At 50.8% G+C, this 23,028-nt stretch carries 24 protein-coding genes and 1 pseudogene; 3 read left to right on the top strand and 22 right to left on the bottom strand.

Annotated elements, in window-relative coordinates:
- Positions 1 to 86 precede the first annotated feature (86 nt).
- The 15 genes from DFR42_RS07460 to DFR42_RS07530 all read right to left on the bottom strand — a co-directional run bounded on the left by DFR42_RS07460 (position 87) and on the right by DFR42_RS07530 (position 13,335).
- The gene (locus DFR42_RS07460; RefSeq protein ID WP_110254363.1) at positions 87 to 509 is read right to left on the bottom strand and encodes a F0F1 ATP synthase subunit epsilon; all 423 of its coding nucleotides are present in this window, start codon (positions 507 to 509) and stop codon (positions 87 to 89) included.
- Between the two features lie 73 nt (positions 510 to 582).
- The gene (gene atpD, locus DFR42_RS07465) at positions 583 to 1,989 is read right to left on the bottom strand and encodes a F0F1 ATP synthase subunit beta (RefSeq protein ID WP_110254364.1); all 1,407 of its coding nucleotides are present in this window, start codon (positions 1,987 to 1,989) and stop codon (positions 583 to 585) included.
- Positions 1,990 to 2,019: 30 nt separating this feature from the next.
- Complete coding sequence (gene atpG / locus DFR42_RS07470; RefSeq protein WP_110254365.1) at positions 2,020 to 2,889, bottom strand: F0F1 ATP synthase subunit gamma; 870 nt, start codon at positions 2,887 to 2,889, stop codon at positions 2,020 to 2,022.
- Positions 2,890 to 2,918: 29 nt separating this feature from the next.
- Positions 2,919 to 4,460, bottom strand: a complete 1,542-nt coding sequence (gene atpA, locus DFR42_RS07475) for a F0F1 ATP synthase subunit alpha (protein ID WP_110254366.1) — start codon at positions 4,458 to 4,460, stop codon at positions 2,919 to 2,921.
- A gap of 26 nt (positions 4,461 to 4,486) precedes the next feature.
- On the bottom strand, positions 4,487 to 5,020 hold the full coding sequence (locus tag DFR42_RS07480) for a F0F1 ATP synthase subunit delta (RefSeq protein WP_110254367.1): 534 nt from the start codon (positions 5,018 to 5,020) through the stop codon (positions 4,487 to 4,489).
- A gap of 2 nt (positions 5,021 to 5,022) precedes the next feature.
- A complete protein-coding gene (locus DFR42_RS07485; protein WP_110254368.1) occupies positions 5,023 to 5,493 on the bottom strand; it encodes a F0F1 ATP synthase subunit B in 471 nt (156 codons plus the stop codon).
- A gap of 65 nt (positions 5,494 to 5,558) precedes the next feature.
- Positions 5,559 to 5,801 carry a F0F1 ATP synthase subunit C gene (atpE, locus tag DFR42_RS07490; RefSeq protein ID WP_110254369.1) on the bottom strand — a complete coding sequence of 81 codons (243 nt, stop codon included), beginning with the start codon at positions 5,799 to 5,801 and terminating at the stop codon, positions 5,559 to 5,561.
- Positions 5,802 to 5,879: 78 nt separating this feature from the next.
- Positions 5,880 to 6,710 carry a F0F1 ATP synthase subunit A gene (gene atpB / locus DFR42_RS07495; protein ID WP_110254370.1) on the bottom strand — a complete coding sequence of 277 codons (831 nt, stop codon included), beginning with the start codon at positions 6,708 to 6,710 and terminating at the stop codon, positions 5,880 to 5,882.
- Positions 6,711 to 6,712: 2 nt separating this feature from the next.
- Positions 6,713 to 7,051 (bottom strand): ATP synthase subunit I, encoded by a 339-nt coding sequence (locus tag DFR42_RS07500; RefSeq protein ID WP_110254371.1) that lies wholly within the window; start codon positions 7,049 to 7,051, stop codon positions 6,713 to 6,715.
- Between the two features lie 308 nt (positions 7,052 to 7,359).
- Positions 7,360 to 7,917, bottom strand: a complete 558-nt coding sequence (locus tag DFR42_RS07505; protein WP_110254372.1) for an RBBP9/YdeN family alpha/beta hydrolase — start codon at positions 7,915 to 7,917, stop codon at positions 7,360 to 7,362.
- Positions 7,918 to 7,930: 13 nt separating this feature from the next.
- Complete coding sequence (locus DFR42_RS07510) at positions 7,931 to 8,824, bottom strand: ParB/RepB/Spo0J family partition protein (RefSeq protein WP_110254373.1); 894 nt, start codon at positions 8,822 to 8,824, stop codon at positions 7,931 to 7,933.
- A gap of 2 nt (positions 8,825 to 8,826) precedes the next feature.
- Positions 8,827 to 9,603 carry a ParA family protein gene (locus DFR42_RS07515; RefSeq protein ID WP_110254374.1) on the bottom strand — a complete coding sequence of 259 codons (777 nt, stop codon included), beginning with the start codon at positions 9,601 to 9,603 and terminating at the stop codon, positions 8,827 to 8,829.
- 16 nt (positions 9,604 to 9,619) lie between these two features.
- A complete protein-coding gene (gene rsmG, locus DFR42_RS07520; protein ID WP_110254375.1) occupies positions 9,620 to 10,270 on the bottom strand; it encodes a 16S rRNA (guanine(527)-N(7))-methyltransferase RsmG in 651 nt (216 codons plus the stop codon).
- Positions 10,271 to 10,403: 133 nt separating this feature from the next.
- Entirely contained in the window at positions 10,404 to 12,359 is a 1,956-nt protein-coding gene (gene mnmG, locus DFR42_RS07525; RefSeq protein WP_110254376.1) for a tRNA uridine-5-carboxymethylaminomethyl(34) synthesis enzyme MnmG, read from the bottom strand.
- 184 nt (positions 12,360 to 12,543) lie between these two features.
- Positions 12,544 to 13,335: a TSUP family transporter gene (locus DFR42_RS07530; protein ID WP_245936876.1), complete on the bottom strand. Its 792-nt coding sequence runs from the start codon at positions 13,333 to 13,335 to the stop codon at positions 12,544 to 12,546.
- A 215-nt stretch (positions 13,336 to 13,550) separates the two neighbouring features.
- Between DFR42_RS07530 and DFR42_RS07535 the strand changes: the two genes are divergently transcribed.
- Positions 13,551 to 14,426, top strand: a complete 876-nt coding sequence (locus DFR42_RS07535; protein WP_110254377.1) for an alpha/beta hydrolase — start codon at positions 13,551 to 13,553, stop codon at positions 14,424 to 14,426.
- 206 nt (positions 14,427 to 14,632) lie between these two features.
- Complete coding sequence (locus DFR42_RS07540) at positions 14,633 to 15,790, top strand: iron-containing alcohol dehydrogenase (RefSeq protein ID WP_110254378.1); 1,158 nt, start codon at positions 14,633 to 14,635, stop codon at positions 15,788 to 15,790.
- A gap of 69 nt (positions 15,791 to 15,859) precedes the next feature.
- On the opposite strand, the gene DFR42_RS07545 is transcribed toward DFR42_RS07540, so the two are convergent.
- From DFR42_RS07545 to DFR42_RS07555, 3 genes are read right to left on the bottom strand one after another with little or no spacing between them, the layout of a single operon-like run.
- Positions 15,860 to 17,182: a hypothetical protein gene (locus DFR42_RS07545; RefSeq protein WP_110254379.1), complete on the bottom strand. Its 1,323-nt coding sequence runs from the start codon at positions 17,180 to 17,182 to the stop codon at positions 15,860 to 15,862.
- 36 nt (positions 17,183 to 17,218) lie between these two features.
- Positions 17,219 to 17,524 (bottom strand): transcriptional regulator, encoded by a 306-nt coding sequence (locus tag DFR42_RS07550; protein ID WP_110254380.1) that lies wholly within the window; start codon positions 17,522 to 17,524, stop codon positions 17,219 to 17,221.
- Between the two features lie 9 nt (positions 17,525 to 17,533).
- The gene (locus tag DFR42_RS07555; RefSeq protein ID WP_110254381.1) at positions 17,534 to 18,223 is read right to left on the bottom strand and encodes a hypothetical protein; all 690 of its coding nucleotides are present in this window, start codon (positions 18,221 to 18,223) and stop codon (positions 17,534 to 17,536) included.
- 199 nt (positions 18,224 to 18,422) lie between these two features.
- Here DFR42_RS07555 and DFR42_RS29995 point away from each other — a divergent pair.
- Positions 18,423 to 18,542: pseudogene (locus DFR42_RS29995) on the top strand (iron-containing alcohol dehydrogenase); the annotation flags it as partial.
- A gap of 90 nt (positions 18,543 to 18,632) precedes the next feature.
- Here DFR42_RS29995 and DFR42_RS07560 read toward each other — a convergent pair.
- The 4 genes from DFR42_RS07560 to DFR42_RS07575 form a co-directional block, all read right to left on the bottom strand.
- Positions 18,633 to 19,337 carry a hypothetical protein gene (locus DFR42_RS07560; protein ID WP_110254382.1) on the bottom strand — a complete coding sequence of 235 codons (705 nt, stop codon included), beginning with the start codon at positions 19,335 to 19,337 and terminating at the stop codon, positions 18,633 to 18,635.
- A 194-nt stretch (positions 19,338 to 19,531) separates the two neighbouring features.
- Positions 19,532 to 20,512, bottom strand: a complete 981-nt coding sequence (locus DFR42_RS07565; RefSeq protein ID WP_110254383.1) for a branched-chain amino acid ABC transporter permease — start codon at positions 20,510 to 20,512, stop codon at positions 19,532 to 19,534.
- 11 nt (positions 20,513 to 20,523) lie between these two features.
- Positions 20,524 to 21,408, bottom strand: a complete 885-nt coding sequence (locus tag DFR42_RS07570; protein ID WP_110254384.1) for a branched-chain amino acid ABC transporter permease — start codon at positions 21,406 to 21,408, stop codon at positions 20,524 to 20,526.
- 312 nt (positions 21,409 to 21,720) lie between these two features.
- Positions 21,721 to 22,941: an ABC transporter substrate-binding protein gene (locus DFR42_RS07575; RefSeq protein ID WP_110254385.1), complete on the bottom strand. Its 1,221-nt coding sequence runs from the start codon at positions 22,939 to 22,941 to the stop codon at positions 21,721 to 21,723.
- Positions 22,942 to 23,028: the final 87 nt, after the last annotated feature.

Below are 23,028 nucleotides of genomic sequence, written 5' to 3' on the forward strand. Positions count from 1 at the left end.
AGCCGGGCACCAAAAACAAAAGGCAGCCAAGGCTGCCTTTTGTTTTTATGCTTGCTTACTACGCAGCAGAGTGAACTGCTAACGTATTAACGCTTTTGACGCAATCTTTGTATCGCTGCCAATTGGGCGATCGCGGATGCCAGTTCTGCCTGTGCTTGCGCATAGTCAATTTTGGAATCACGATTAACCAAAGCTTGTTCTGCCAGTTTCTTGGCTTCGCTGGCTTTGGCTTCGTCCAGATCGTGACCGCGAATCGCTGTATCAGCCAAAACTGTCACTGCATCTGGTTGCACTTCAAGCAGGCCACCAGCGACGAATACGAATTCGTCTTCGGCTTTGCCTGGAACCTTGATGCGCACCGCGCCCGGCTTGATGCGGGTAATCAGTGGTGTATGTTTCGGATAGATACCCAATTCACCAGCCTCACCCGGCAACGCGACGAATTCGGCTTCACCGGAGAAGATCAGCTCTTCTGCGGAAACCACGTCAACGTGAATAGTGTGTGCCATGTTGGACCCTTATTATTCGCTCTAAAAAGCTATGGTGCGACCTTTCAGTCGCACCGCCAGTGCGCTTAATTAATTAAGCAACAGCCAGTTTTTTCGCTTTTTCGATTGCTTCGTCGATAGTACCTACCATGTAGAACGCTTGTTCTGGCAGGTGATCGAGTTCGCCGGAAGCGATCATTTTGAAACCACGGATCGTTTCTTTCAAGGAAACGTATTTACCTGGAGCACCGGTAAACACTTCAGCAACGTGGAAAGGCTGAGACAGGAAACGCTGCATCTTACGTGCACGTGCGACCAGCAGTTTGTCTTCAGGAGCCAATTCATCCATACCCAGAATCGCGATAATGTCGCGCAATTCTTTGTAGCGCTGCAAAGTACCTTGAACAGCGCGGGCTGTTTCATAGTGCTCTACACCAACCACTTGTGGGTCCAGCTGACGGGATGTTGAATCCAGTGGATCAACCGCAGGGTAGATACCCAGGGAAGCGATGTCACGGGACAGAACAACGGTGGAATCCAAGTGAGCAAATGTGGTTGCTGGAGATGGATCGGTCAAGTCATCCGCTGGAACATACACGGCCTGGATGGACGTAATGGAACCAGTTTTAGTGGAAGTAATACGCTCTTGCAGACGGCCCATTTCTTCAGCCAGTGTAGGTTGATAACCCACGGCGGAAGGCATACGACCCAGCAAAGCGGATACTTCAGTACCGGCCAGTGTGTAACGGTAGATGTTATCCACGAAGAACAAAACGTCTTTGCCTTCGTCACGGAAACCTTCAGCAATCGTCAAACCTGTCAGAGCAACGCGCAGACGGTTACCTGGTGGTTCATTCATCTGACCGTACACCATCGCTACTTTGGAGTTTTCTGGATTTTCCAGATCAACCACTTTAGCGTCAGCCATTTCGTGGTAGAAGTCATTACCCTCACGAGTACGCTCACCCACACCGGCAAACACGGACAAACCGCTGTGTGCCTTGGCGATGTTGTTAATCAGTTCCATCATGTTCACGGTCTTACCTACACCCGCACCACCGAACAGACCGACCTTACCACCTTTAGCGAATGGGCAAACCAGATCAATAACTTTGATACCGGTTTCCAGCAATTCCTGGGATGGGGACAGTTCGTCGTAAGCAGGGGCTTTACGGTGGATGGATGCTGTCTGCGCGTGGCTGACAGGACCGCATTCATCGATAGGGTTGCCCAGTACGTCCATGATGCGGCCCAGCGTTGCTTTGCCGGTTGGTACCATGATAGGGTTGCCAGTGTTGGAAATAGTCATGCCGCGACGCAGACCATCAGAAGTACCCAGAGCAATCGTACGGACAATGCCGTCACCCAATTGCTGCTGAACTTCCAATGTCAGCTCGGAGCCTTCCATTTTCAAGGCGTCATAAATCTTAGGCATCGCGTCGCGTGGAAATTCAACGTCCACAACAGCGCCGATACACTGAACGATTTTGCCATTAGCCATGTTCGTTCCTTCAATAATTTTAAATTCAGTTTAGACCGCTGCCGCGCCGGCGACGATCTCGGAGAGCTCTTTGGTAATGGCAGCTTGACGGGTTTTGTTATAAACCAGTTTCAACTCACCAATCACGTTACCTGCGTTATCAGTTGCTGATTTCATCGCCACCATACGGGCCGATTGTTCAGATGCCATGTTTTCCGCTACAGCCTGGAAAATCAGTGCTTCTACATAACGTATCAACAATTCATCAATGACCGTTGCTGCATCTGGCTCATACAGATAGTCCCAGGAATGGGCATTCTTATCTGTTGCCAGCCTGTCCGCTGTCAGGGGCAACAACTGCTCCATCACCGGCTCTTGCTTCATGGTGTTGATGAACTTGGTATAACTCAGGTAAACCGCGTCCAGCTTGCCTTCCTGATACGCATCCAGCAAAACTTTGACTGGACCTATCAGTTTGTCGAGGTGAGGAGTGTCGCCCAATTGTGTGACATGGGAAACCACTTGCGCACCTACGCGATTCAGGAAGCCGAGACCTTTATTACCAATTGCGACCGCTTCTATCTTTGAACCCTTACCTTCGAGTTCACGCATTTTGCTGGTGACCAGACGCAACACGTTAGTGTTGAGACCGCCACACAAACCTTTATCTGTCGTTACAACAATCACGCCAACTTTCTTGGACAGATCTTGTTGCACCATAAAAGGATGCGTGTACTCTGGGTTGGCCTGTGACAAGTTAGCAGTGATCGTACGAATTTTTTCACTGTACGGGCGAGCCGCACGCATCCGGTCTTGCGCTTTACGCATTTTGGATGCGGCGACCATTTCCATCGCCTTAGTGATCTTCTTCGTATTTTCTACGCTTTTGATCTTGCCACGTATCTCTTTGCCTGCAGCCATGAGTATTGACTCCTTCTAGCTACAGTAAATTAATAGGAACCGGTTTTTTTGAAATCAGCAATTGCGGCAGCCATGGCAGCTTCGCCATCTTTGTCGAGTTGCTTGGTTTCTTCGATTTTCTGCAGCAATGCTGCATGGTTCGTTTTCATGTAGCCATGTACGCCTGCTTCGAATGCCAGCACTTGCTTGACCGCTACATCATCCAGGAAGCCTTTGTTCACGGAGAACAGAGTAACGGCCATCAGGGAGATAGACAGTGGAGCATATTGAGCTTGCTTCAACAATTCAGTAACGCGGGCACCACGATCGAGCTGCTTGCGTGTTACTTCATCGAGGTCAGAAGCGAACTGGGCAAACGCTGCCAGTTCACGGTACTGTGCCAAGTCATTACGGATACCGCCGGACAAGTTTTTGATAACTTTAGTCTGCGCAGCACCACCAACGCGGGAAACCGAGATACCAGCGTTAATCGCTGGACGGATACCTGCATTGAACAAGGATGTTTCCAGGAAGATCTGACCGTCAGTAATCGAAATTACGTTGGTAGGAACGAAAGCGGAAACGTCACCAGCCTGAGTTTCAATGATAGGCAATGCTGTCAAAGAACCTGTTTTACCTTTAACTTCACCTTTGGTGAAAGCTTCAACGTAGTCTGGATTCACGCGTGCTGCACGTTCCAGCAAACGGCTGTGCAAATAGAATACGTCACCTGGGTAAGCTTCGCGGCCTGGTGGGCGGCGCAGCAACAGGGATACCTGACGGTAAGCAACAGCTTGTTTGGACAGATCATCATAAATGATCAGTGCATCTTGACCGCGGTCACGGAAGTATTCACCCATCGCGCAACCGGAGTAGGCGGATACGTATTGCATCGCTGCAGATTCAGCAGCAGTAGCAGCTACAACGATGGTGTATTCCATGGCGCCGTGGGCTTCGAGAGCGCGCACAACGTTTTTAACGGAAGAAGCTTTTTGACCAATCGCTACATAGATACATGTAACGTTTTGACCTTTTTGATTGATCACGGCATCGATCGCAACAGCTGTTTTACCAGTTTGACGATCGCCAATGATCAATTCGCGCTGACCACGACCAACCGGTACCATGGAGTCGATAGACTTCAGGCCAGTTTGCATAGGTTCAGAAACGGATTGACGTGCAATAACGCCAGGCGCAATCTTTTCGATAGGCGCGGACAGTTTTGCATCGATAGGACCTTTGCCGTCGATAGGCTGACCCAGCGCGTTAACGACACGACCGCGCAGTTCAGGACCGATAGGCACTTCCAGAATACGGCCGGTACATTTAACTGTATCGCCTTCGGAGATGTGTTCGTAGTCACCCAGGATAACGGCACCAACGGAATCACGTTCCAGGTTCAGCGCCAGACCAAATGTGTTGCCTGGGAATTCCAGCATCTCGCCTTGCATCGCGTCAGACAGACCGTGAATGCGGCAGATACCGTCGGTAACGGAGATAACCGTACCTTGATTGCGAATCTCAGCTGTGTCGCCAAGGCCTTGAATCCGGCTCTTGATCAGCTCGCTGATTTCAGATGGGTTGAGTTGCATACTAACTCCTAATATTTATTACGTTCTTACGCGGTCAGGGCGACGTGCATTTTCTGCAGCTTCGCGCGTACCGACGTGTCGAGCACCTGATCACCAACCACGATGCGTACACCACCGATCAAAGAGGAATCCACTTTGACTGTAGGGTGCAACTTGCGGCCAAATTTCTTTTCCAATGTCACTGCCAGTTCGCTCAACTGAGTTGCCGTCAATTCAAAAGCGCTGGTCACTTCAGCATCTGCAGCGCCTTCAAAGGCGTTTTTCAGAGCTTGAAACTGGAAAGCGATTTCCGGCAACAAAGTCAGGCGGTCATAGTCAGCAAGTGTGTTGATGAAGTTTTTCGCTTCAGCAGTCACTGGAGATTTGATCGCAGACAAGAAAATCTCAGCTTTTTGATCAGCCGAGACTTTGGGGTTGTGTGCAAGAGCTTGTACATCGGAATGCGCGCCTACTTGCCCCATCTCAGTAACCAGTTCCGACCAGGCGGACAGGTTACCGGATTGAGCAACACGAAACAGCGCTTCTGCGTAAGGACGAGCGATCGTTGCGATTTCGGCCATGATTACAGCTCGGTTTTCAGTTGGTTCAACAGATCAGCATGAGCAGATGCGTTGACTTCACGTTTCAGAATTTGTTCTGCGCCTTTGACTGCCAGAGTGGCAACCTGGTCGCGCAATTCTTCGCGTGCTTTAGTCACTTGATTATTCGCATCAGCTTGCGCAGCGGCGATAATACGGGCGGCTTCAGCAGCAGCAGCGTTGCGGGCTTCTTCAACGATCTGGGCAGCTTGCTTCTCTGCGTTGGCGACACGTTGTTTGCCTTCTTCACCAGCTTTTGCCATTTCAGCTTGCATTTGCTTTTGGACCAAGACCAGTTCAGCCTTGCCCTTGTCAGCTGCAGCCAAACCATCTGCAATGCGCTTCATGCGCTCATCGATCGCACCAATAACTGGTGGCCAGATGAATTTTGCAGTAAACAAGGCCAGGATGATAAACACCCCTGCCTGGTACCACATGGATAGATTCAGATTCACTTTAGTTTCCTTATCAAATTAATCGTTCCGCAGGCGCGGGGCCTGCGGTAGAAAAAGGAAAGCTATTAGCCTTTGAATGGGTTAGCAGTTGCGAAGAACATGGCGATACCAACACCGATAATGAACGCAGCATCGATCAGACCAGCCAGCAACAACATTTTACCTTGCAGTTTTTCCATCAATTCTGGTTGACGAGCAGACGCTTCCAGATATTTACCACCCATCATAGCGATACCGATACAAGCACCCAAAGCGCCCAAACCGATGATCAAACCACAAGCCAATGCAACGAAAGCGACGTTAGTCATGAGAAAACTCCTAGAAAGTTAAAATTAAAATGCCAAAACCAAAAAACTAAAACCAAAAACTAAAACTTCAAAACTTAATTAATGCGCTTCGTGAGCCTGACCCATGTACACCAGAGTCAGCATCATGAAAATAAACGCTTGCAGAGGTACGATCAGGATGTGGAAGATGGACCAGGCAGAACCCAGTACCAAGTGACCAATACCACCAAACAAAGAACCAGAAGCACCCAGCAAAGCGGCGATCAACAGGAACAACAATTCACCGGCGAACATGTTACCGAACAACCGCATACCGAGCGAAAAAGTCTTGGCTGCGTATTCAACAACGTTCAACATAAAATTGAACGGGAACATCATCGGACCAAACGGTGCGCTGAACAATTCCTTGATGAAGCCGCCTACGCCTTTGATCTTGAAGCTGTAATACATCATCAGACCGAAAATACCGATGGAAATACCCAGAGTACCGTTCAAGTCAGCAGTAGGAACGACACGGTGTGGCATTTCATGGTCCAGACCCAGAACTGGGAACAACCATTGAGAGAACAGATCAACTGGCAGGAAATCCAGGGAGTTCATCAGCAATACCCAGACAAATACGGACAGGGCCATAGGAGCGATGAAGCTGGTGTTGCCGTGGACTATGCTTTTTGCATTGTTGTCCACCATTTCGATGAGCATTTCAACTGCACACTGGAAACGGCCAGGTACGCCGGAAGTTGCCTTGCGTGCAGCCAGAAACATGATGAGGGAACCCAGCACGCCGCAAACGACAGACCAGATAACCGTATCAATATTCACATACGACATATCCCACAGGGAAGTTTGCGCATGATGGCCGTGGTTAGTCAAATGCCCAAGGTGATGGGATATATATTCTGACGGAGTGACTTGTTCAGCTGAGCTCATGATCAGTGCCTAAAGAGTAAAATGAAATAGCTTTTCAGTACGACGATGAAGGCGATCAAAAAGGCCGGCCAGTTGACATCGGGGTACCAGAAGACAACCGCTGCCATCAGCGCGACTGTCGATATAACTTTGAAAAATTCACCGATGAAAAAACTCATCGGATTTGCTCCTCCAGGCCTCCGGGCGCTCATACTCAGGCGCAACGCGAACAAGGCATTTGGAATCGCACAGGATAATCCCCCAAACAGGGCGGATAATCCGTAAGAAATATTGCCAAAAATTCCAGCCAGCAAGCCCACGACCAGCGCTGCTACCAGTTGCAGCAGTATGATGCGTGCCATGCTTCCCTCATTTATCCAGGACTTGCGCAAAATAGCAGCAATGGATCAAGCTCATCGCCAGCCCCAACATCAGTATTGCACTGCGTTCGCGGTGGGGCTTTGCTGGACTATCTTGCGTAAGTCCTATAATTTTTAAAATATGACATTGAATTTAACTGGCTTGCCACTATATAACCGGGCAGCGCAAATCCTCGCCAATCAAAACCACGGAATTATACGTGGTTGTGCGTAATAACGTCAAACGTTTGATGTATATCGTCAAACGTTTGGTGCATGCCACCAAAATGCAACATTTTGGTGCTTTTTTATTATGCTGCTGGTTTTGCTGTTTTTTCAATTAATGCGTTCAGCCAGTCCTGGCCTTGCTTCCAGCTGCCGAGACCAGAGTCGCCATTGATATGGCTTTTCGCACCAATCAGGTGCAGATCTGCCCCCCAGCTTGTTGCCCAGCCTTCAGCAATTGACACATCGCACCATGGGTCATCACTGGATGCTACCACGGCAACCGGGAAGGGAAACCTGAGCAGCGGCATGGGATTAAAGGTGGGTGCAGGAAAGTTTTCACGGCCCACGTTCGGTGGCGCCACCAAAAATGCGGCCTTGACCTTGTTTTTATCCAGCACGCCAGGCATGTCGGACGCCAGCCACCAGGCAGTCAGCGCACAACCCATGCTGTGCGCTACCAAGACCACTTCATCAGACACTGCATTCACAGCAGCTGACAAAGTGGCAACCCACACGTCCTTGACCGGATGGTCCCAGTCTTGTTGCTCTACTCTTTTTACATTTGCTAATTCAGCTTCCCAGCGTGTTTGCCAGTGGCCGGGGCCTGAGCTATACAGGCCGGGTAAAGTCAGTATCTGCATGGGTCAAATCTTTTTACTGTCCGCGTATCTTTAAAATAATGCCATCCAGACTATCCAGGTCGGCAAAGTCTATCAGCATCTGGCCCCTGCCCTTGCTGCCTAATTTAAGAGCAACCTGGGTTGCCAGCAAGTCAGACAATTCTTCTTCCAGACGGGTGATGTCTCTGGATTTTTCTGCCTTGTCACGCGGCTTGCCATTGGTGCTCATTTCAGCCGTGGTTTTGGCCACCAGCTTTTCTGCTTCACGGACAGACATGCGTTTGGCAACAATCTGGTTCGCCAGTTGTATCTGCGTCGCTGCGTCGGTTACCAGCAAGGAACGGGCATGGCCCATGTCGATATCGCCTGCCATCAGCATGGTTTGTACCGGCTTGGCCAGGTTCAACAAGCGCAACAGGTTGGACACCGCACTGCGTGAGCGCCCTACTGCGTTGGCTGCCTGCTCATGGGTAAACGAGAAATCCGTGATCAGTCTGTGTATGCCCTGAGCTTCTTCGAGGGGGTTAAGATCTTCGCGCTGGATGTTCTCGATCAGGGCCATGGCGGCGGCGGCCTGGTCATCCACATCCTTGACCAGTACCGGCACTTCTTCCATGCCTGCCATTTGCGAAGCGCGGAAACGGCGTTCACCGGCAATGATTTCGTAACGGGTTACGCCATTGTTTTGTCCTATCGGGCGAACCAGGATAGGTTGCATCAAACCCTGGGCCTTGATGGAGGCCGCCAGCTCAGCCAGCGCGCCCTCGTCCATGCGGGTACGGGGTTGGTACTTACCAGCTTGCATTTGTGCCACGTTCAGGCTGGTAGGGGCACCAGTGACGGTAGGTACGGCTTCGGCAAAGTCGGCGGCACCGCCGAGCAAGGCGTCCAGGCCACGGCCCAGACCTTTTTGTTTTTTGATCGACATACTTATTTTTCCAGTTGTTTAATTCTTTCCACCATCTCTGCACCAAAGGCGATATAGGCTTGCGCCCCTTTGGATGCAGGATCAAACACCACGCCTGGGATACCGTAAGATGGTGCTTCTGCCAGACGCACATTGCGCGGGATCAGGGTCTTGAAAACCTTGTCGCCAAAATGCTGCTCCAGCTGGTCAGAGACTTGTTGCGATAATGTCATGCGCGGGTCAAACATCACGCGCAGCAGACCGACTATCTTCAAGTCAGGATTCAGGTTGGCGGAGACTTTCTTGATGGTATTGGCCAGGTCAGACAAACCTTCCAGCGCATAGTATTCACACTGCATGGGGATGATCACGCCATGGGCGGCACACAGGCCATTCAAAGTCAGCAGCGATAAAGCTGGAGGACAGTCGATGAGGATGAAGTCATAGTCAGCATCGACCTTAGCCAGGGCTTCGCGCAGGCGTTTGTCACGATTCTCCAGCGAGACCATTTCCACCTCAGCACCAGCCAGCTCACGATTGGCGGGCAAGACATCAAAACGGCCAGACTCAGAACGCAGCTTGGCTGTCGTCACGTCAGACATACCCAGCAAAACTTCATAAATGGAAGCGGTCAGTTTGGCCTTGTTGATACCTGCTCCCATGGTGGCATTACCTTGGGGGTCGAGATCAACCAGTAAGACGCGTTGATCGAGTTTCGCCAGGCCTGCGGCGAGATTGACGGTAGTTGTAGTTTTACCCACACCACCTTTTTGGTTTGCTACACAAAAGATTTTTGCCATAGAGGTTTCCGTGAAATCAGGCCTGGGTTTTCTTGATAAAGACGAGGTGACGTTCTGCCTGCAAGCCAGGCACCGTCAAGGCTTGCAACTTATCCACATGCCAGCCAGCGGGCAGGCTGTCTATTTCCTGCTTCGGTTCCACGCCTTTCATGGCGATGAACTGGCCGCCGTCTGCCAGCAAATGACCCGACCAGTTGACAAAATTGGACAGCTCAGAAAAAGCGCGTGAAGTGATGACGTCAAATGCTTCCTTGACCTGCAAGGCTTCTACCCTGCCAGTATGGACGGTAACATTCTTCAAACCCAGCTCAGTCTTGGCCTGGGTCAAAAATGCAGTCTTTTTACTGACTGTATCTATCATGGACACTTTTGCCTGTGGATAAGTAATCGCCAGCATCATACCGGGCAAACCGCCACCGGCACCCACATCCAGTATATTTTTTGCATCTTTGAATGCCGGAGCCGCAGAAAGCGAATCCAGCAAATGTTGCCTGACCATTTCTTTTGGGTCACGGATAGCCGTCAGGTTATAAACAGAGTTCCATTTTGACAATAATGACAAATAAGCAATCATGTTGTCAATTTGATCATTATTTAAATCCAGTGCCAATTCCTCAACACCGCTTGCCAGCATCGCTCTTAACTGTGCTTGTTCCACGTGAATCATACGGCCCTGCCCTCGATTAGCTTTTTGTTTTTCATTTCAGTTTTTATTCTTCGTTTTAATTTCTTGTGTTTGCAGGCATGCTCATACCAAAGCGCTTGCAAAAACACGCCTGCAATCTGATGTTCCACGTGAATCAATCTGCTGGACTTTCAGTAACCGTCTCAGTCACTGCATCTGCACTCGCCATGAACTCTTTAAAACCACGCTTCTTCAGATGTACCAAAAGCAGGGAAATCGCAGCAGGCGTCACGCCAGAAATACGGCCACACTGGCCCAGGCTTTCAGGCTGATGCTTGTTCAGCTTTTGCCTGACTTCGATGGAAAGCCCGTTGACTTCCATATAGTCAAAACCAACCGGCATTTTGAGGTTTTCAAAATGCGCATGGCGCTCAACCTCCTTGGCCTGCCTGTCGATATAACCGGCGTACTTGACCTGTATCTCGACCTGCTCGCGCACATGTGGATCAAGCACTCCTGGCCCAGCCAGTTCCTGCCCTTCCACACCTTGCAAACTCATGAGGCTTTCATAAGTCACTTGTGGACGACGCAGTAAATCAGCCAGGGAATATTCACGCTCCAGAGCCTTACCAACGACACGCTCAGCTTCCACATCTGCGAGGATGCGCGGGTTGACCCAGGTCGAGCGCAATCTTTCCATTTCACGTGAAACACTTTCACGCTTTTCTTCAAACTGCTGCCATTGAGCATCGCTGACGCAACCAAGCTGACGACCTATCTCCGTCAGGCGCATATCGGCATTATCTTCACGCAAACTGAGACGGAATTCCGCACGGCTGGTGAACATGCGATAAGGCTCTTGTACACCCTTGGTAATCAGGTCATCCACCAACACACCCAGATAAGCTTCATCACGGCGCGGCACCCAGGCGTCTTTACCCTGAGTTTGCAAGGCAGCATTCAAGCCTGCCAACATACCCTGAGCCGCGGCTTCTTCGTAACCTGTGGTGCCATTAATCTGCCCGGCAAAGAACAGGCCCTCAATCTGGCGGGTTTCCAGCGATGACTTCAAACCGCGCGGGTCAAAATAATCATATTCAATCGCATAGCCAGGGCGCAGGATGTAAGCGTTTTCCATACCGCGCATGGAACGAACCAGGTCCAGTTGCACATCAAAAGGCAGGCTGGTAGAGATACCATTAGGGTAAAACTCATTGGTCGTCAGACCTTCAGGCTCCAGGAAAATCTGGTGTGATTCCTTGCTGGCGAAGCGGTGTATTTTGTCTTCTATCGATGGGCAATAGCGGGGGCCCACCCCTTCGATAACACCCGTGTACATGGGGCTGCGGTCCAGACCAGCACGGATAATGTCGTGGGTTTTTTCATTGGTATGGGTAATCCAGCATGGCAACTGCCTTGGATGCATACTGGTGTTACCCATATAAGAGAACACTGGCACAGGATCAAGATCACCTGGCTGCTCTTGCATCAGTGAAAAATCGATGCTGCGACCATCTATACGTGGTGGCGTACCTGTCTTCAAACGACCTTGTGGCAGCGCGAGTTCTTTCAAACGCGCAGACAAAGATATCGCTGGCGGGTCACCGGCACGGCCTGCCGAGTAGTTATTCAAGCCCACGTGGATCTTCCCATCAAGGAAAGTACCTGCTGTCAACACGACTGCGCGGGCACGGAACCTGATACCAACCTGGGTCACGGCACCGACAACACGGTTACCTTCGACCAGCAAATCATCAACTGCCTGCTGGAACAACCACAGATTTGGCTGATTTTCCAGACGACTACGGATAGCCTGCTTATACAAAATACGGTCAGCCTGGGCACGGGTGGCACGCACGGCCGGACCTTTGGATGAATTAAGGATACGAAATTGTATGCCCGCCTCATCAGTGGCAATCGCCATGGCACCGCCCATGGCATCGACCTCTTTAACCAGATGGCCTTTACCTATCCCACCTATGGATGGGTTGCAAGACATTTGACCCAGGGTCTCGATATTATGGGTCAACAACAGTGTGGACTGCCCCATACGGGCAGCGGCGAGTGCAGCTTCAGTACCGGCGTGACCGCCGCCGACGACGATAACATCGAATTCTTTAGGATAAAACATGGTGGATTTCTGAGAATCTAGGAGATGAGGCTCGATTATAGTTTGTTTTGCAGTGCAAACTTTAGAGAGCTAAAGATTCTCTTTTTATTTAGATCTATGTTTCACGTGAAACATAGGTATCAAGACATAAAAAATGGGACCGAAGTCCCATTATCACTGCCTGATTGTTTCACGTGAAACACTGCTATTTGAGAAAACCATCATAAGTCGTCTTGCATATCAGCGCCACAACCACGCCAAGAAACATCTTACGAACAAACGAAGTGCCGTGTTTTATTGCCAAATGACTACCTAAAATAGAGCCGCCAACACCACAAACAGCCATCGTCAAACCCAGCATCCAGAGCACGTGACCGCTATAACCAAACCAGATAAGTGCAGCAGTATTGCAGGCAACATTCAAAACCTTGGCTGCTGCGGAGGCCCGCAGGAAGTCATAACCAAAGATACGCACAAACAAAAACATGAAGAAGCTGCCTGTGCCGGGTCCAAAGAAACCATCATAAAACCCTATGCCTGCACCCACCAGCATTGCCATATAGGTTTCCTTGGAACCAGAGAACACTGGTTTATTGTCAGCGCCAAACTCTTTTTTCTTGAAGGTATAGATAGCCACAGCCACCAGGATAAAGGGTAAAGCCTTGCGCAAATAGGTGGGCGGGATATGTGTCACGAGAAAAGCCCCGGCAAAGGAGAAGGCAAATGCCATAAATGCAGCCGGTGCCACCATGCTCCAGCGCAGGCTGACTGTCTTCATATAGCGAGTCGCTGCGACTGTCGTGCCCCAAATACCGGCCATCTTATTGGTACCCAGCAAGGTGGCAGGAGCCGTCCCTGGCATGAAAGAGAACAGGGCGGGAACCTGTATCAAGCCACCGCCACCGACGATGGAATCAACAAAACCAGCAAAGAAGGCTGCCAGAGCTAAAAGAAAAATATCCATATTGAGCGCGTTTGATTTGTAATGGGAGGTCATCATGTTGCCTCGAGAAAACACCTTAAGCAGCAAACATGGCACAGATAACTTATACAGAAGCAAGCTATGGGCAACAAGGTACAGGCTATGCCATAACAGTTGCAGCACCAGTTGCAGCACTAAGTTGCCGGTTTGACTGGTAGCGGCAAATCAGACAAGATGCAAATCCGGTGTAATCAATCTGTCGCTATTTGTCTTTCACAAGGATAACCGCAATGAAGATTTCCCTGTCTCTGATGTTTGCAGCATGTATCTTGTTCAGCACCAGCAGTAAGGCGCAAACTGAAACCGAGATCCCCTTATGGCAAAACGGCGCGCCCGGTCTGCAACATCAGCAGGCAGAGACAGCAGAAGACAGGCACGAAACTGGCCGCATGGACAGATACCTCAGCTACGTCAGCAAGCCTACCCTGACTATCTATCCGGCTCCAGCCGACAAGGCCACTGGCACTGCGGTGCTGGTCGTACCGGGCGGTGGCTTCCGTTATGTCTGTATAGACAAGGAAGGCATAGAAGCCGCGCACTGGCTGAATGCCCAGGGGATTACTGCAGCCGTCCTCAAATACCGCACCCTCGCACTGGATACCGAGCGCAATTGGAAAGCCATACAGCCCCTGACAGCAGATACCAGCCGCGCCATGCGGGTGCTGCGGCAACATGCAGCAGACTGGAAAATCGACAGCAAGAAGATAGGCGTACTCGGTTTTTCTGCTGGTGGCGTCATGGCCTTGCAACTGTTGATGGATCAGGATGAAGGCGACTCAGGCGCTGCGGACGCCACAGAAAAAATGGGCAACCGCGCAGACTTTATCGCCCTGGTATATACCGGTGTTCCCGGTGGAAAAATCCCAAAGGCAAGCAAGAACACTCCGCCCGTATTCATAGTCCATGCCTCGGACGATCCCAAAGCCCCATCGGTCGTCGCTGCTAAAATCTATCAGCAATTACTGGAAGCCGGTGCCCAGGCAGAACTGCATGCCTTCCGCCGTGGCGACCATGGTTTTGGCATGACACCCGCCAGCGGCAGCGTGCGCAGCTGGGCCAGCCTGTATGCAGACTGGATGCGCGATTTGAAACTGCTGGACAAATAGAAAACACCAGCATGTGCTAAGGTAGATATCCCTACAACGAGCTAAGAACCTGTTTACGATCTGTAGCGAGCGTGCGTCAGCGGGGTGAAGAGCAGCGCAAAAAGCGGAATGTACTTAAGTACATGAGCATTTTGAGCAGCACATGAGCCCCGATCACGCTCGCGCAGTAAGATCGAAAACAGGTTCTAAATGAAAATGAGATAACGATGAACGACTTTGAATTCAGAACCGTCCCCAGCCTGATCAGCCAAACCGGTGCAGCAACGCGCCTGGGCAAAATCATACGCCAGGAATTTCCAGCGATTAGCCATGTACTGCTGGTGACCGATGCCGGTTTCCTGCGTACCGGCCTGGTCCAGCCTGTCATTGACAGCCTGGAAACGGAACAACTCAAAGTCAGTATTTTCTCCGATGTAATTGCCGACCCGCCAGAAGCCATCGTCTTGCAGGCAGTAGCCAATGCCCGTGACCTGCAAGTCGAACTGGTGGTTGGTCTGGGTGGCGGCAGCTCCATGGACGTGGCCAAACTCATCGCCATCCTGGCCGGAAGCGATCAAAGCCTGTCCACCATGTATGGCATAGGCAATGTCAAAGGTAAGCGCCTGCCACTGATACAAATCCCGACCACGGCTGGTACGGGTTCTGAAGTCACGCCCATCTCCATCGTCACCACCGGTGCCACCACCAAGATGGGTGTGGTCGCGCCACAACTGTATGCAGACATCGCCATCCTCGATGCGCAACTGACGACAGGCTTGCCAGCCAAGGTCACTGCTGCCACTGGCATTGATGCCATGGTGCATGCGATAGAAGCCTACACGACCAAACATAAAAAGAATCCCCTGTCCGACATGCTGGCAGTGCAGGCATTGAAATTACTCTGGAACAACATCGACGAAGCCTGCACCAATGGTGGCAACCTGGCGGCAAGGCAGGCCATGTTGCTGGGTGCCATGCTGGCCGGCCAATCCTTTGCCAATGCGCCCTGCGCCGCTGTGCATGCGCTGGCCTATCCGGTAGGCGGCATCTTTCACGTGCCGCATGGTTTGTCGAACTCCCTGGTCTTGCCCCACGTACTGCGCTTCAATGCCAGTCATGCGGCTGAACTGTATGCCGAGCTGGCCGCCATCATCGCACCAGAAGCCACAGGCACGGCTGAGCAGCGTTGCCACGCCATGATCAAGGCAATGGAAGACCTGGCAGTAAGGGTAGGCATAGAAACCCGCCTGAGCCAGGTAGGCATCACCGAGCAAGACCTGGACCAGCTCGCCAGCGACGCCATGTTGCAAACTCGTCTGCTGGGGAATAATCCACGTGAAGTAACAAGGGAAGATGCACGGGCGATTTACGCCGCGGCTTTGTAAATATAAAAAAGCAGAGGCGACGATGAACTAATCTCGCCTCTGCTTCAGCACATCAGATAGGCAATTTTGTCAGCTTGCCTCATCAGGCCCAGTACCAATACGAAAACGCATATTCACCCACAGGCCTGTCAGCAATATGGTGAACGCAAGGACGATAACCACTATGCCTTTGCCCGTTTCCTTATATGGCAATAAAGCGCCTCCGTACCGATAAAGCATAAAGAGCGCCGCACAGGACAGCAGCGTAATAGCGAGGAGATTGCGGGTGCGGTAAATAATCATCGCCAGGCAGGTCACCAATAAAACACAGTTCCACGAATACCAGATCGGGAAATCTGGCAAGGCTGCGCCATCACCATTCCAGCCCTTCAGGTAAGTCGCGGCAAACATCATTAAACTCGCGCCGACAGCAAGATTTCCATTCAAGCGATATCCGGCCTGCAATGCCAAAATCAGGGATAACAAGAGCATTGCATACATCAGGATTGCGGGAGTGAGCAAGCAGCTTGCCAACATCAGAATAGCGAATTTCCAGATATCCCTCACCGACTCACGTGTTATCGTGCAAAGCAAAAAGTAAGCAGAAAACTGCCCTACCATCGCCGCCGCCCGCACATGTGGATCGGCGACAAAGAACAAGAAAGCCCAGATATGATAAAAGTAAAAACCGATCAGGATACGGAAAGCAGCCTTGATGCAGGTATCAGCCAGCCTCGCCTGTTCTCCATTTTTTGACCATCCTGATTTCAACGCTGGCCGACGCAGCTCTAAAGCCAGCACCATCAGGCTACCCAGCCAGGCGGCAACATGCAAGACGATGGCAGTATTACTGTCAGCACTGGAAAGCAAGGCAATCAATACCGGGATGGAAGCAGCGGCCAGCAACACCGCCACGTAGTGGTAAGCCTTGAAATCCAGACGCATGGCAATGGCCATCATGCGTAACTTGAGAGCCAGCATCAACAGCCACAAGACATCAATCACAGCACCAAACCAGGACTGTAAAGCCAGGCCTTCAAGCCTGAAAGTGCAATCAAAAAGTAATACACATTCCAGCAGACACAACATGGCAGCCGGGCGAATAGCCCCTAGCCTGTGCGCCAGAAAGATGGCCGCCGCCAGCAAGCTGATTTCATACAATTGCAATACCAGTAAAAGCGCAACACTGGCCATAGGTCCCGATGACATAGTCACGGCCGACAGATTGCGATCGATCAGGAATATGCCATACAGCATACAAAAAGCACTGACAAAATACAGCGGGTTATATTCGACAAAGAAATACCTGAGCCAGGTCCCGGTGTCAGATTTTTCTTGTCCGCCCTGGCCTGGTATCAATCCAAAATGCCGGGCTGATTCGGGTAGATTTTCCATCACTGGCGAATTGTTCATGATAACTTTCAATGGCTTACCTGCTTGTCACTCGTCTCAACGTACTTGTTTCAGCAATGCTTCTATCGTGTTCAGATAGGTTTGCAAATCTTGTCGTCCAGATGCCGTGCACACATAAGTCGTCCTTGGTTTGCGATTAACAAACTCTTTATTGACGCTGATCAGTGCCGCCTCTTCCAGCTTACGTAAATGCGTAGAGAGGTTGCCCTTACTAAGATCGAGTGCTTCAAGCAAGCTATTAAAATCGACTGGCCCGCCAGCAATGGATAAATGCACCATGATCATCAGACGCACGCGGTCAGCCAGCAAGGGATGCACATTTTGTAAATCATTAGCACTCATGGATGCCGCCTAGTGCACGGTCTGCACTTGATTGCGATAGCGCAAAACCAGCCTGCCTGCGGACAAACCAGCCACTGCGCTAAAAGTCAGCAAGGGTAGCAACAATGATCCTGAACCCACATAAAATTGATAAGCAGCCAGGCTCAGGCAAAGCACACCCAGTGCCGCAGCAACCTTTGAGGGCAGCGTAAACAGGCGCGCCTGAAACAAGTAATCAGCAGTAAAAGCCAGCAAAACCGGTGCTATCCACAGCGCCTTGTCAGCCAGCAGCAGCAAAGCCAGACAAATGAACTTCATCAGCAAATCCGACACCAGTGACAACTGGTACATATACAGAAAATTGCGCCGGATATAGGCCCCGGGTTCTTCGCCATTATGTCTGGCAGCCCGCCAGACGACAAAATACAAAACCAGCACGAGGCCAACAATAATGAATGCCATCAAGCCTATGCCGAAAAACTTCAACTCCAGATTTTGATGACCACTACCAAGTGTCTCTGTCATCGCACCACTGGTAAATAACTCAAGCAGGCCAAGGGCAAGCACGATGAAAAACACACCTAGCTGTACGAGCAAATTGGCATCCAGCGTGATGCCGGACAATTTCGCATCCGGGTTACCGGCATCAGTCTGACTTATCACCTGCCGTATCAAGGCAATACTATTGATTGCCTGTTGAATATCATCATCTTTACTCATGTCGCGCCTTTATCGAAAACTAGTTTGCAATACAAACCAAATGATAGACGATTGAGAAAATAAGTCAAGAACAGCACTTCCAGCGCTTCCTTCTCTTGCATGGCTCACGAATTTCCAGCTCTTGCCGGACGTACAGCGCTCCAATTTCATTGAACTGATAGCAGACCCGGCTGAGTATCGCTGCCACGCCATGATCAAGGCCAGGGTAGACCTAGACCAGCTCGCCAGCGACGCCATGTTGCAAACGCTCCTGTTGGGGAATAATCCACATGAAGTAACAAGGGAAGATGCGCGGGCAATTTACGCCGCGGCTTTGTAAATAAAAAAGCAGAGGCGACGATGAGCTAATCTCGCCTCTGCTTCAGCAGATCAGGCAGGCAGTTTTCTTTATATACGCTGCCTGACGGTTTCAGACTGCACCTGGAACCTTGATCACTTCCCGGTCAGACAACAGCTTCATCTCTACAACAGAAATCCGCGCCTGCCGGATTTCCGCAGACTTTTGGTACAGGACAGAAAGATGGTCAGCATCTTCCATACGATACGACAACACGCTGCCCACCTCTTCGAGCAGCACGGTAAGACCAGTGCCGTCGACTTTGCTCAAACCGATGTTTGATAGCGTCGTTCTGGAATTGCCCTGCCTGGTCTGGGCAGCTTCAGTGACAAACTCGATATACAAGGCACGAGTCACGCAATTTTTATCTGCCTTGCATGTATCCGTACCCTGCTCGCTTAATTGTGTCACATCCAGAATACGGTTCTTATGCTCCTTGAATAACCATCGTGCCTGCTTATCCTTGCCGCTAAGGAAAAGGAGATTCCTGGCGCCCTCTCCCGAACCATAATGGCCCGATGAAAACTTGCCAGATTTTTCCTGCGCCAGTAAACGGCCCATCTGCACATCCGTACCAGGAATATCTTCCAGCGATCCCAGGCTAAGCATCACCGACTGCGCACTGCCAGCATCAGCTGCAGGCACCTCAACTGCACCACGACGTTGCCAGGCATTGTTATTCACATTCATCCAGATCAGGGACACCAGACCCACCAGTAAAATCAGCAATAGCAAGACACTATTGATACGGCTCACAACGAAAAATAGTTTTTCCATTTTTTCAAGGCAAATAAGTTAAACAAATAATTTTTCACAACATGCTCACCACATAATGAATGTGTACCAGGTTTTATTCATCTGACTAAATTTTTTCAAACTCTTACATCAGACACATGCTATTGATGTGCCTTGAAAACAAAAAAGCCCCGTAAGTTTTTACGGGGCTTTGATGGGCAGCAATGCTGAGAAATCTAACCAGCCTTTGCTTTGCCAGTGCGTTCTACATAAGCCATCAATTCCCCCACAATCCCGCGCCTGAAAGCCAGTACGCAGACGATGAAGATCAGGCCAGTAACGATGGTGACTGAATCACCTATGGTGCGGAACCATTCTATCGTTGTGATGTTTGCCAGCAGGTTGCCGAGGTCGCCCAGTTTGTTTTCCAGCGCGATGATGATGATGGCACCAACTATAGGGCCCACCAGCGTGCCCAGACCGCCCACCAGGGTCATCAGGACTACCAGACCAGACATGGACCAGTGTACGTCAGTCAGCGTCTCAAAACCCAGTACCAGGGTTTTGGTGGCACCTGCCAGACCGGCCAGTGCAGCTGACAGCACGAAGGCCATGAGCTTGTAGCGGTCTACGTCATAACCCAGCGAGATCGCGCGTGGTTCGTTTTCCTTGACGGCTTTCAAGACCTGGCCAAACGGCGAATGCACCGTACGCATGACGATGGCAAAGCCGGCAATGGCAATTGCCAGCACAAAGTAATACAGCGTCAGGTCAGAACTCAGATCCACCGCGCCCAACAGTTTGCCGCGTGGCACACCTTGCAAACCATCTTCACCACCAGTGAACTTTGCTTGCAGGAAAACGAAGTACAACATCTGCGCCAGCGCCAGCGTGATCATGGTGAAGTATATGCCCTGGCGGCGTATCGCCAGTGCGCCCATCACCAGGCCTATCAAGGCTGCTGCCCCTACTCCCAGCAAGATGCCCAGCTCGGTAGGCAAACCGGCATCACGCAAGGCCCAGCCAGCGATATAACCGGCAGCACCAAAGAAGGCAGCATGGCCAAAGGACAGCAAGCCGGTGAAACCGATGAGCAAATTAAAGGCACAGGCAAACAGGGCGAAGCACAAGAGCTTCATCAGGAACACCGGATAGACAATAAACGGTGCCGCCAGTAACAGGGCAAAAGCAATGCCGTAACTGATTTTCTTATTCATGGTGGCTCCGTTTATTTTTCTTTACCGAACAAACCGGCAGGGCGGATCATCAGGACTATCGCCATGACAATGAACACGACCGTCGCCGACAGCTCAGGATAAAACACCCGCGTCAGACCCTCGATAATACCCAGGCCCAGACCTGTCAGTATCGACCCCAGGATAGAGCCCATGCCACCAATCACCACCACTGCAAACACCGTGATAATCAGGTTGGAGCCCATCAGCGGCGACACCTGTATGACGGGTGCTGCCAGCACACCGGCAAAGGCCGCCAGTGCCACACCAAAGCCATAAGTCAGCGTCACCATCAGCGGCACATTGACACCAAAGGCTTCGACCAGTTTGGGGTTTTCAGTACCGGCACGCAGATAGGCACCCAGCTTGGTTTTTTCGATGACGAACCAGGTGGCAAAGCACACCACCAGTGAAGCGACAACCACCCATGCACGGTAATTAGGTAGAATCATGAAGCCAAGATTGGTCGCCCCTGTCAGCGCTTCCGGCACCTGATACGGCTGGCCAGATACGCCATAAACCGAGCGGAACACACCTTCCAGCATCAGCGTAATACCAAAGGTCAGCAACAAGCCATACAGGTGATCAAGCTTGTACAGCCAGCGCAGCATGGTCTTTTCTATGATGATGCCAAACAGCCCCACCAGCAAAGGCGCAGCAAGCAGCATGACCCAGTAATTGATCCCAAAATAATTCATGCCCATCCATGCGAGGAAGGCACCCATCATATACAGGGCACCATGGGCAAAGTTAATCACATTCAGCAAGCCAAAAATCACAGCCAGCCCGAGAGACAGCATCGCGTAAAACGAGCCGTTGACCAAGCCCAGCAAAAGCTGGCTCAGCATCGCTTGCAGCGGAATACCAAATATTTCCATGGCACGCTAAATAAAAATGGATGGAAAGGTGAAGACCTCTCAACACAGAGGCACGGAGACACAGAGAAAATCAAGAGAAAAGCCGCTATTTCCTGGCTGATCAGTAAGCAATTTTCTCGTGAAAGCCCCTGAACTGAACGGCATTCATTTTTTCAAACAGGAAGGTCGCGACAAAGTCCGCGACCTTCCCCGTAAAACAACGGCAATGCTGAAATTCAATTATCGGGATGCAGAGCAAGGCGCAAAACGCAGCAATACATAAGTATTGCGAGGCTTTGCAACACAGCTATGCGCCCGAGAATTGGATTTCAATCATTTCCAGAGGGCGCACTTGGATTCGGATTTAGTCGTGAAAGCTTGCTCACCCGGAATAGTCTGCGCCACTTTGTAATAATCCCAAGGCTCTTTGGATTCAGCACTGGTTTTCACTTGCATGAGATACATGTCATGGATCATGCTGCCATCGCCGCGGATGTAACCGTTTTTCGCGTAGATGTCATTGATCTTGGCAGCCTTCAACTTGGCCATGACTTTATCTGTGTCATCACTACCTGCTGCCTTGACCGCATTCAGGTAAGCCAGGGTCGCAGAGTAATCAGCGGCTTGCAGGCTGGACGGCATTTTCTTCATTTTTTCGAAGTAGCGGCGTGACCATTTGCGCGCTTCTTCGTTCTGGTTCCAGTACCAGCTATCGGTCAGGTACATGCCTTGCGTGGCATTCAGGCCCAGCGAGTGGATGTCGTTGATAAACATCAGCAAGCCAGCCAGTTTCATGGTTTTGGTAACACCAAATTCATTCGCTGCTTTTACGGCATTGATGGTGTCGCCACCGGCATTTGCCAGACCCAGGATTTGTGCCTTGGAAGCTTGCGCCTGCAACAGGAAAGAAGAGAAATCAGATGCTGACAAAGGATGTTTGACGGACCCGGATACCGTGCCGCCGTTGGCTTTGACGACATTGGCAGTATCACTTTCCAGAGAAGCACCAAAGGCATAATCGGCCGTCAGGAAATACCAGCTTTTGCCACCCTGTTTGACGACGGCAGAACCCGTGCCCTTGGCCAGGGCCACGGTGTCATAGGCATAGTGAATTGTGTTTGCTGTGCATTCTTCATTGGTCAGGCGGGCAGTACCAGCACCGATGGAAATGAAGATACGTTTCTTTTCAGCAGCTACTTTGGACATGGACAAGGAAGTACCAGAATTGGTACCACCAATCAGCATGTCGACGCCATCGCGGTCAAACCATTCACGTGCGCGGCTGGCGGCAATATCTGCCTTGTTTTGATGGTCAGCTGTGACCAGTTCAATTTTCTTGCCCAGTACCGTGCCGCCAAAGTCGGCAATCGCCATCTTGATGGCTTCAGCACCACCCTGGCCATCGATATCTGAATACAAACCAGAAATATCGGTAATGAAACCGATCTTGACCGTGTCGCCAGACACTTGCGCATTTGCATTCAGCGCCAGGCCTGTCAGTGCAGCGGAAACAGCAAGACTTGCTACTTTTAATTTCGTGAATGTTGCTTTCATGCGTCTTCTCCAATCATATTTTTATTCAAACCTGCTTCGCCAAGACAGCGAGGCAGTTACTCATACATGCCAACCAAACACACTTAA

The sequence above is a fragment of the Undibacterium pigrum genome (genome assembly GCF_003201815.1).
In the GTDB taxonomy this organism is placed as follows: Bacteria; Pseudomonadota; Gammaproteobacteria; order Burkholderiales; family Burkholderiaceae_D; genus Undibacterium; species Undibacterium pigrum.

Coding starts and splice junctions, on each gene's coding strand:
- DFR42_RS07460 (WP_110254363.1), bottom strand. CDS start 509: ATGGCACACACTATTCACGTTGACGTGGTTTCCGCAGAAGAGCTGATC.
- atpD (WP_110254364.1), bottom strand. CDS start 1,989: ATGGCTAATGGCAAAATCGTTCAGTGTATCGGCGCTGTTGTGGACGTT.
- atpG (WP_110254365.1), bottom strand. CDS start 2,889: ATGGCTGCAGGCAAAGAGATACGTGGCAAGATCAAAAGCGTAGAAAAT.
- atpA (WP_110254366.1), bottom strand. CDS start 4,460: ATGCAACTCAACCCATCTGAAATCAGCGAGCTGATCAAGAGCCGGATT.
- DFR42_RS07480 (WP_110254367.1), bottom strand. CDS start 5,020: ATGGCCGAAATCGCAACGATCGCTCGTCCTTACGCAGAAGCGCTGTTT.
- atpE (WP_110254369.1), bottom strand. CDS start 5,801: ATGACTAACGTCGCTTTCGTTGCATTGGCTTGTGGTTTGATCATCGGT.
- atpB (WP_110254370.1), bottom strand. CDS start 6,710: ATGAGCTCAGCTGAACAAGTCACTCCGTCAGAATATATATCCCATCAC.
- DFR42_RS07500 (WP_110254371.1), bottom strand. CDS start 7,051: ATGGCACGCATCATACTGCTGCAACTGGTAGCAGCGCTGGTCGTGGGC.
- DFR42_RS07505 (WP_110254372.1), bottom strand. CDS start 7,917: ATGCAGATACTGACTTTACCCGGCCTGTATAGCTCAGGCCCCGGCCAC.
- DFR42_RS07510 (WP_110254373.1), bottom strand. CDS start 8,824: ATGTCGATCAAAAAACAAAAAGGTCTGGGCCGTGGCCTGGACGCCTTG.
- DFR42_RS07515 (WP_110254374.1), bottom strand. CDS start 9,603: ATGGCAAAAATCTTTTGTGTAGCAAACCAAAAAGGTGGTGTGGGTAAA.
- rsmG (WP_110254375.1), bottom strand. CDS start 10,270: ATGATTCACGTGGAACAAGCACAGTTAAGAGCGATGCTGGCAAGCGGT.
- mnmG (WP_110254376.1), bottom strand. CDS start 12,359: ATGTTTTATCCTAAAGAATTCGATGTTATCGTCGTCGGCGGCGGTCAC.
- DFR42_RS07530 (WP_245936876.1), bottom strand. CDS start 13,335: ATGACCTCCCATTACAAATCAAACGCGCTCAATATGGATATTTTTCTT.
- DFR42_RS07535 (WP_110254377.1), top strand. CDS start 13,551: ATGAAGATTTCCCTGTCTCTGATGTTTGCAGCATGTATCTTGTTCAGC.
- DFR42_RS07540 (WP_110254378.1), top strand. CDS start 14,633: ATGAACGACTTTGAATTCAGAACCGTCCCCAGCCTGATCAGCCAAACC.
- DFR42_RS07545 (WP_110254379.1), bottom strand. CDS start 17,182: ATGAACAATTCGCCAGTGATGGAAAATCTACCCGAATCAGCCCGGCAT.
- DFR42_RS07550 (WP_110254380.1), bottom strand. CDS start 17,524: ATGAGTGCTAATGATTTACAAAATGTGCATCCCTTGCTGGCTGACCGC.
- DFR42_RS07555 (WP_110254381.1), bottom strand. CDS start 18,223: ATGAGTAAAGATGATGATATTCAACAGGCAATCAATAGTATTGCCTTG.
- DFR42_RS07560 (WP_110254382.1), bottom strand. CDS start 19,337: ATGGAAAAACTATTTTTCGTTGTGAGCCGTATCAATAGTGTCTTGCTA.
- DFR42_RS07565 (WP_110254383.1), bottom strand. CDS start 20,512: ATGAATAAGAAAATCAGTTACGGCATTGCTTTTGCCCTGTTACTGGCG.
- DFR42_RS07570 (WP_110254384.1), bottom strand. CDS start 21,408: ATGGAAATATTTGGTATTCCGCTGCAAGCGATGCTGAGCCAGCTTTTG.
- DFR42_RS07575 (WP_110254385.1), bottom strand. CDS start 22,941: ATGAAAGCAACATTCACGAAATTAAAAGTAGCAAGTCTTGCTGTTTCC.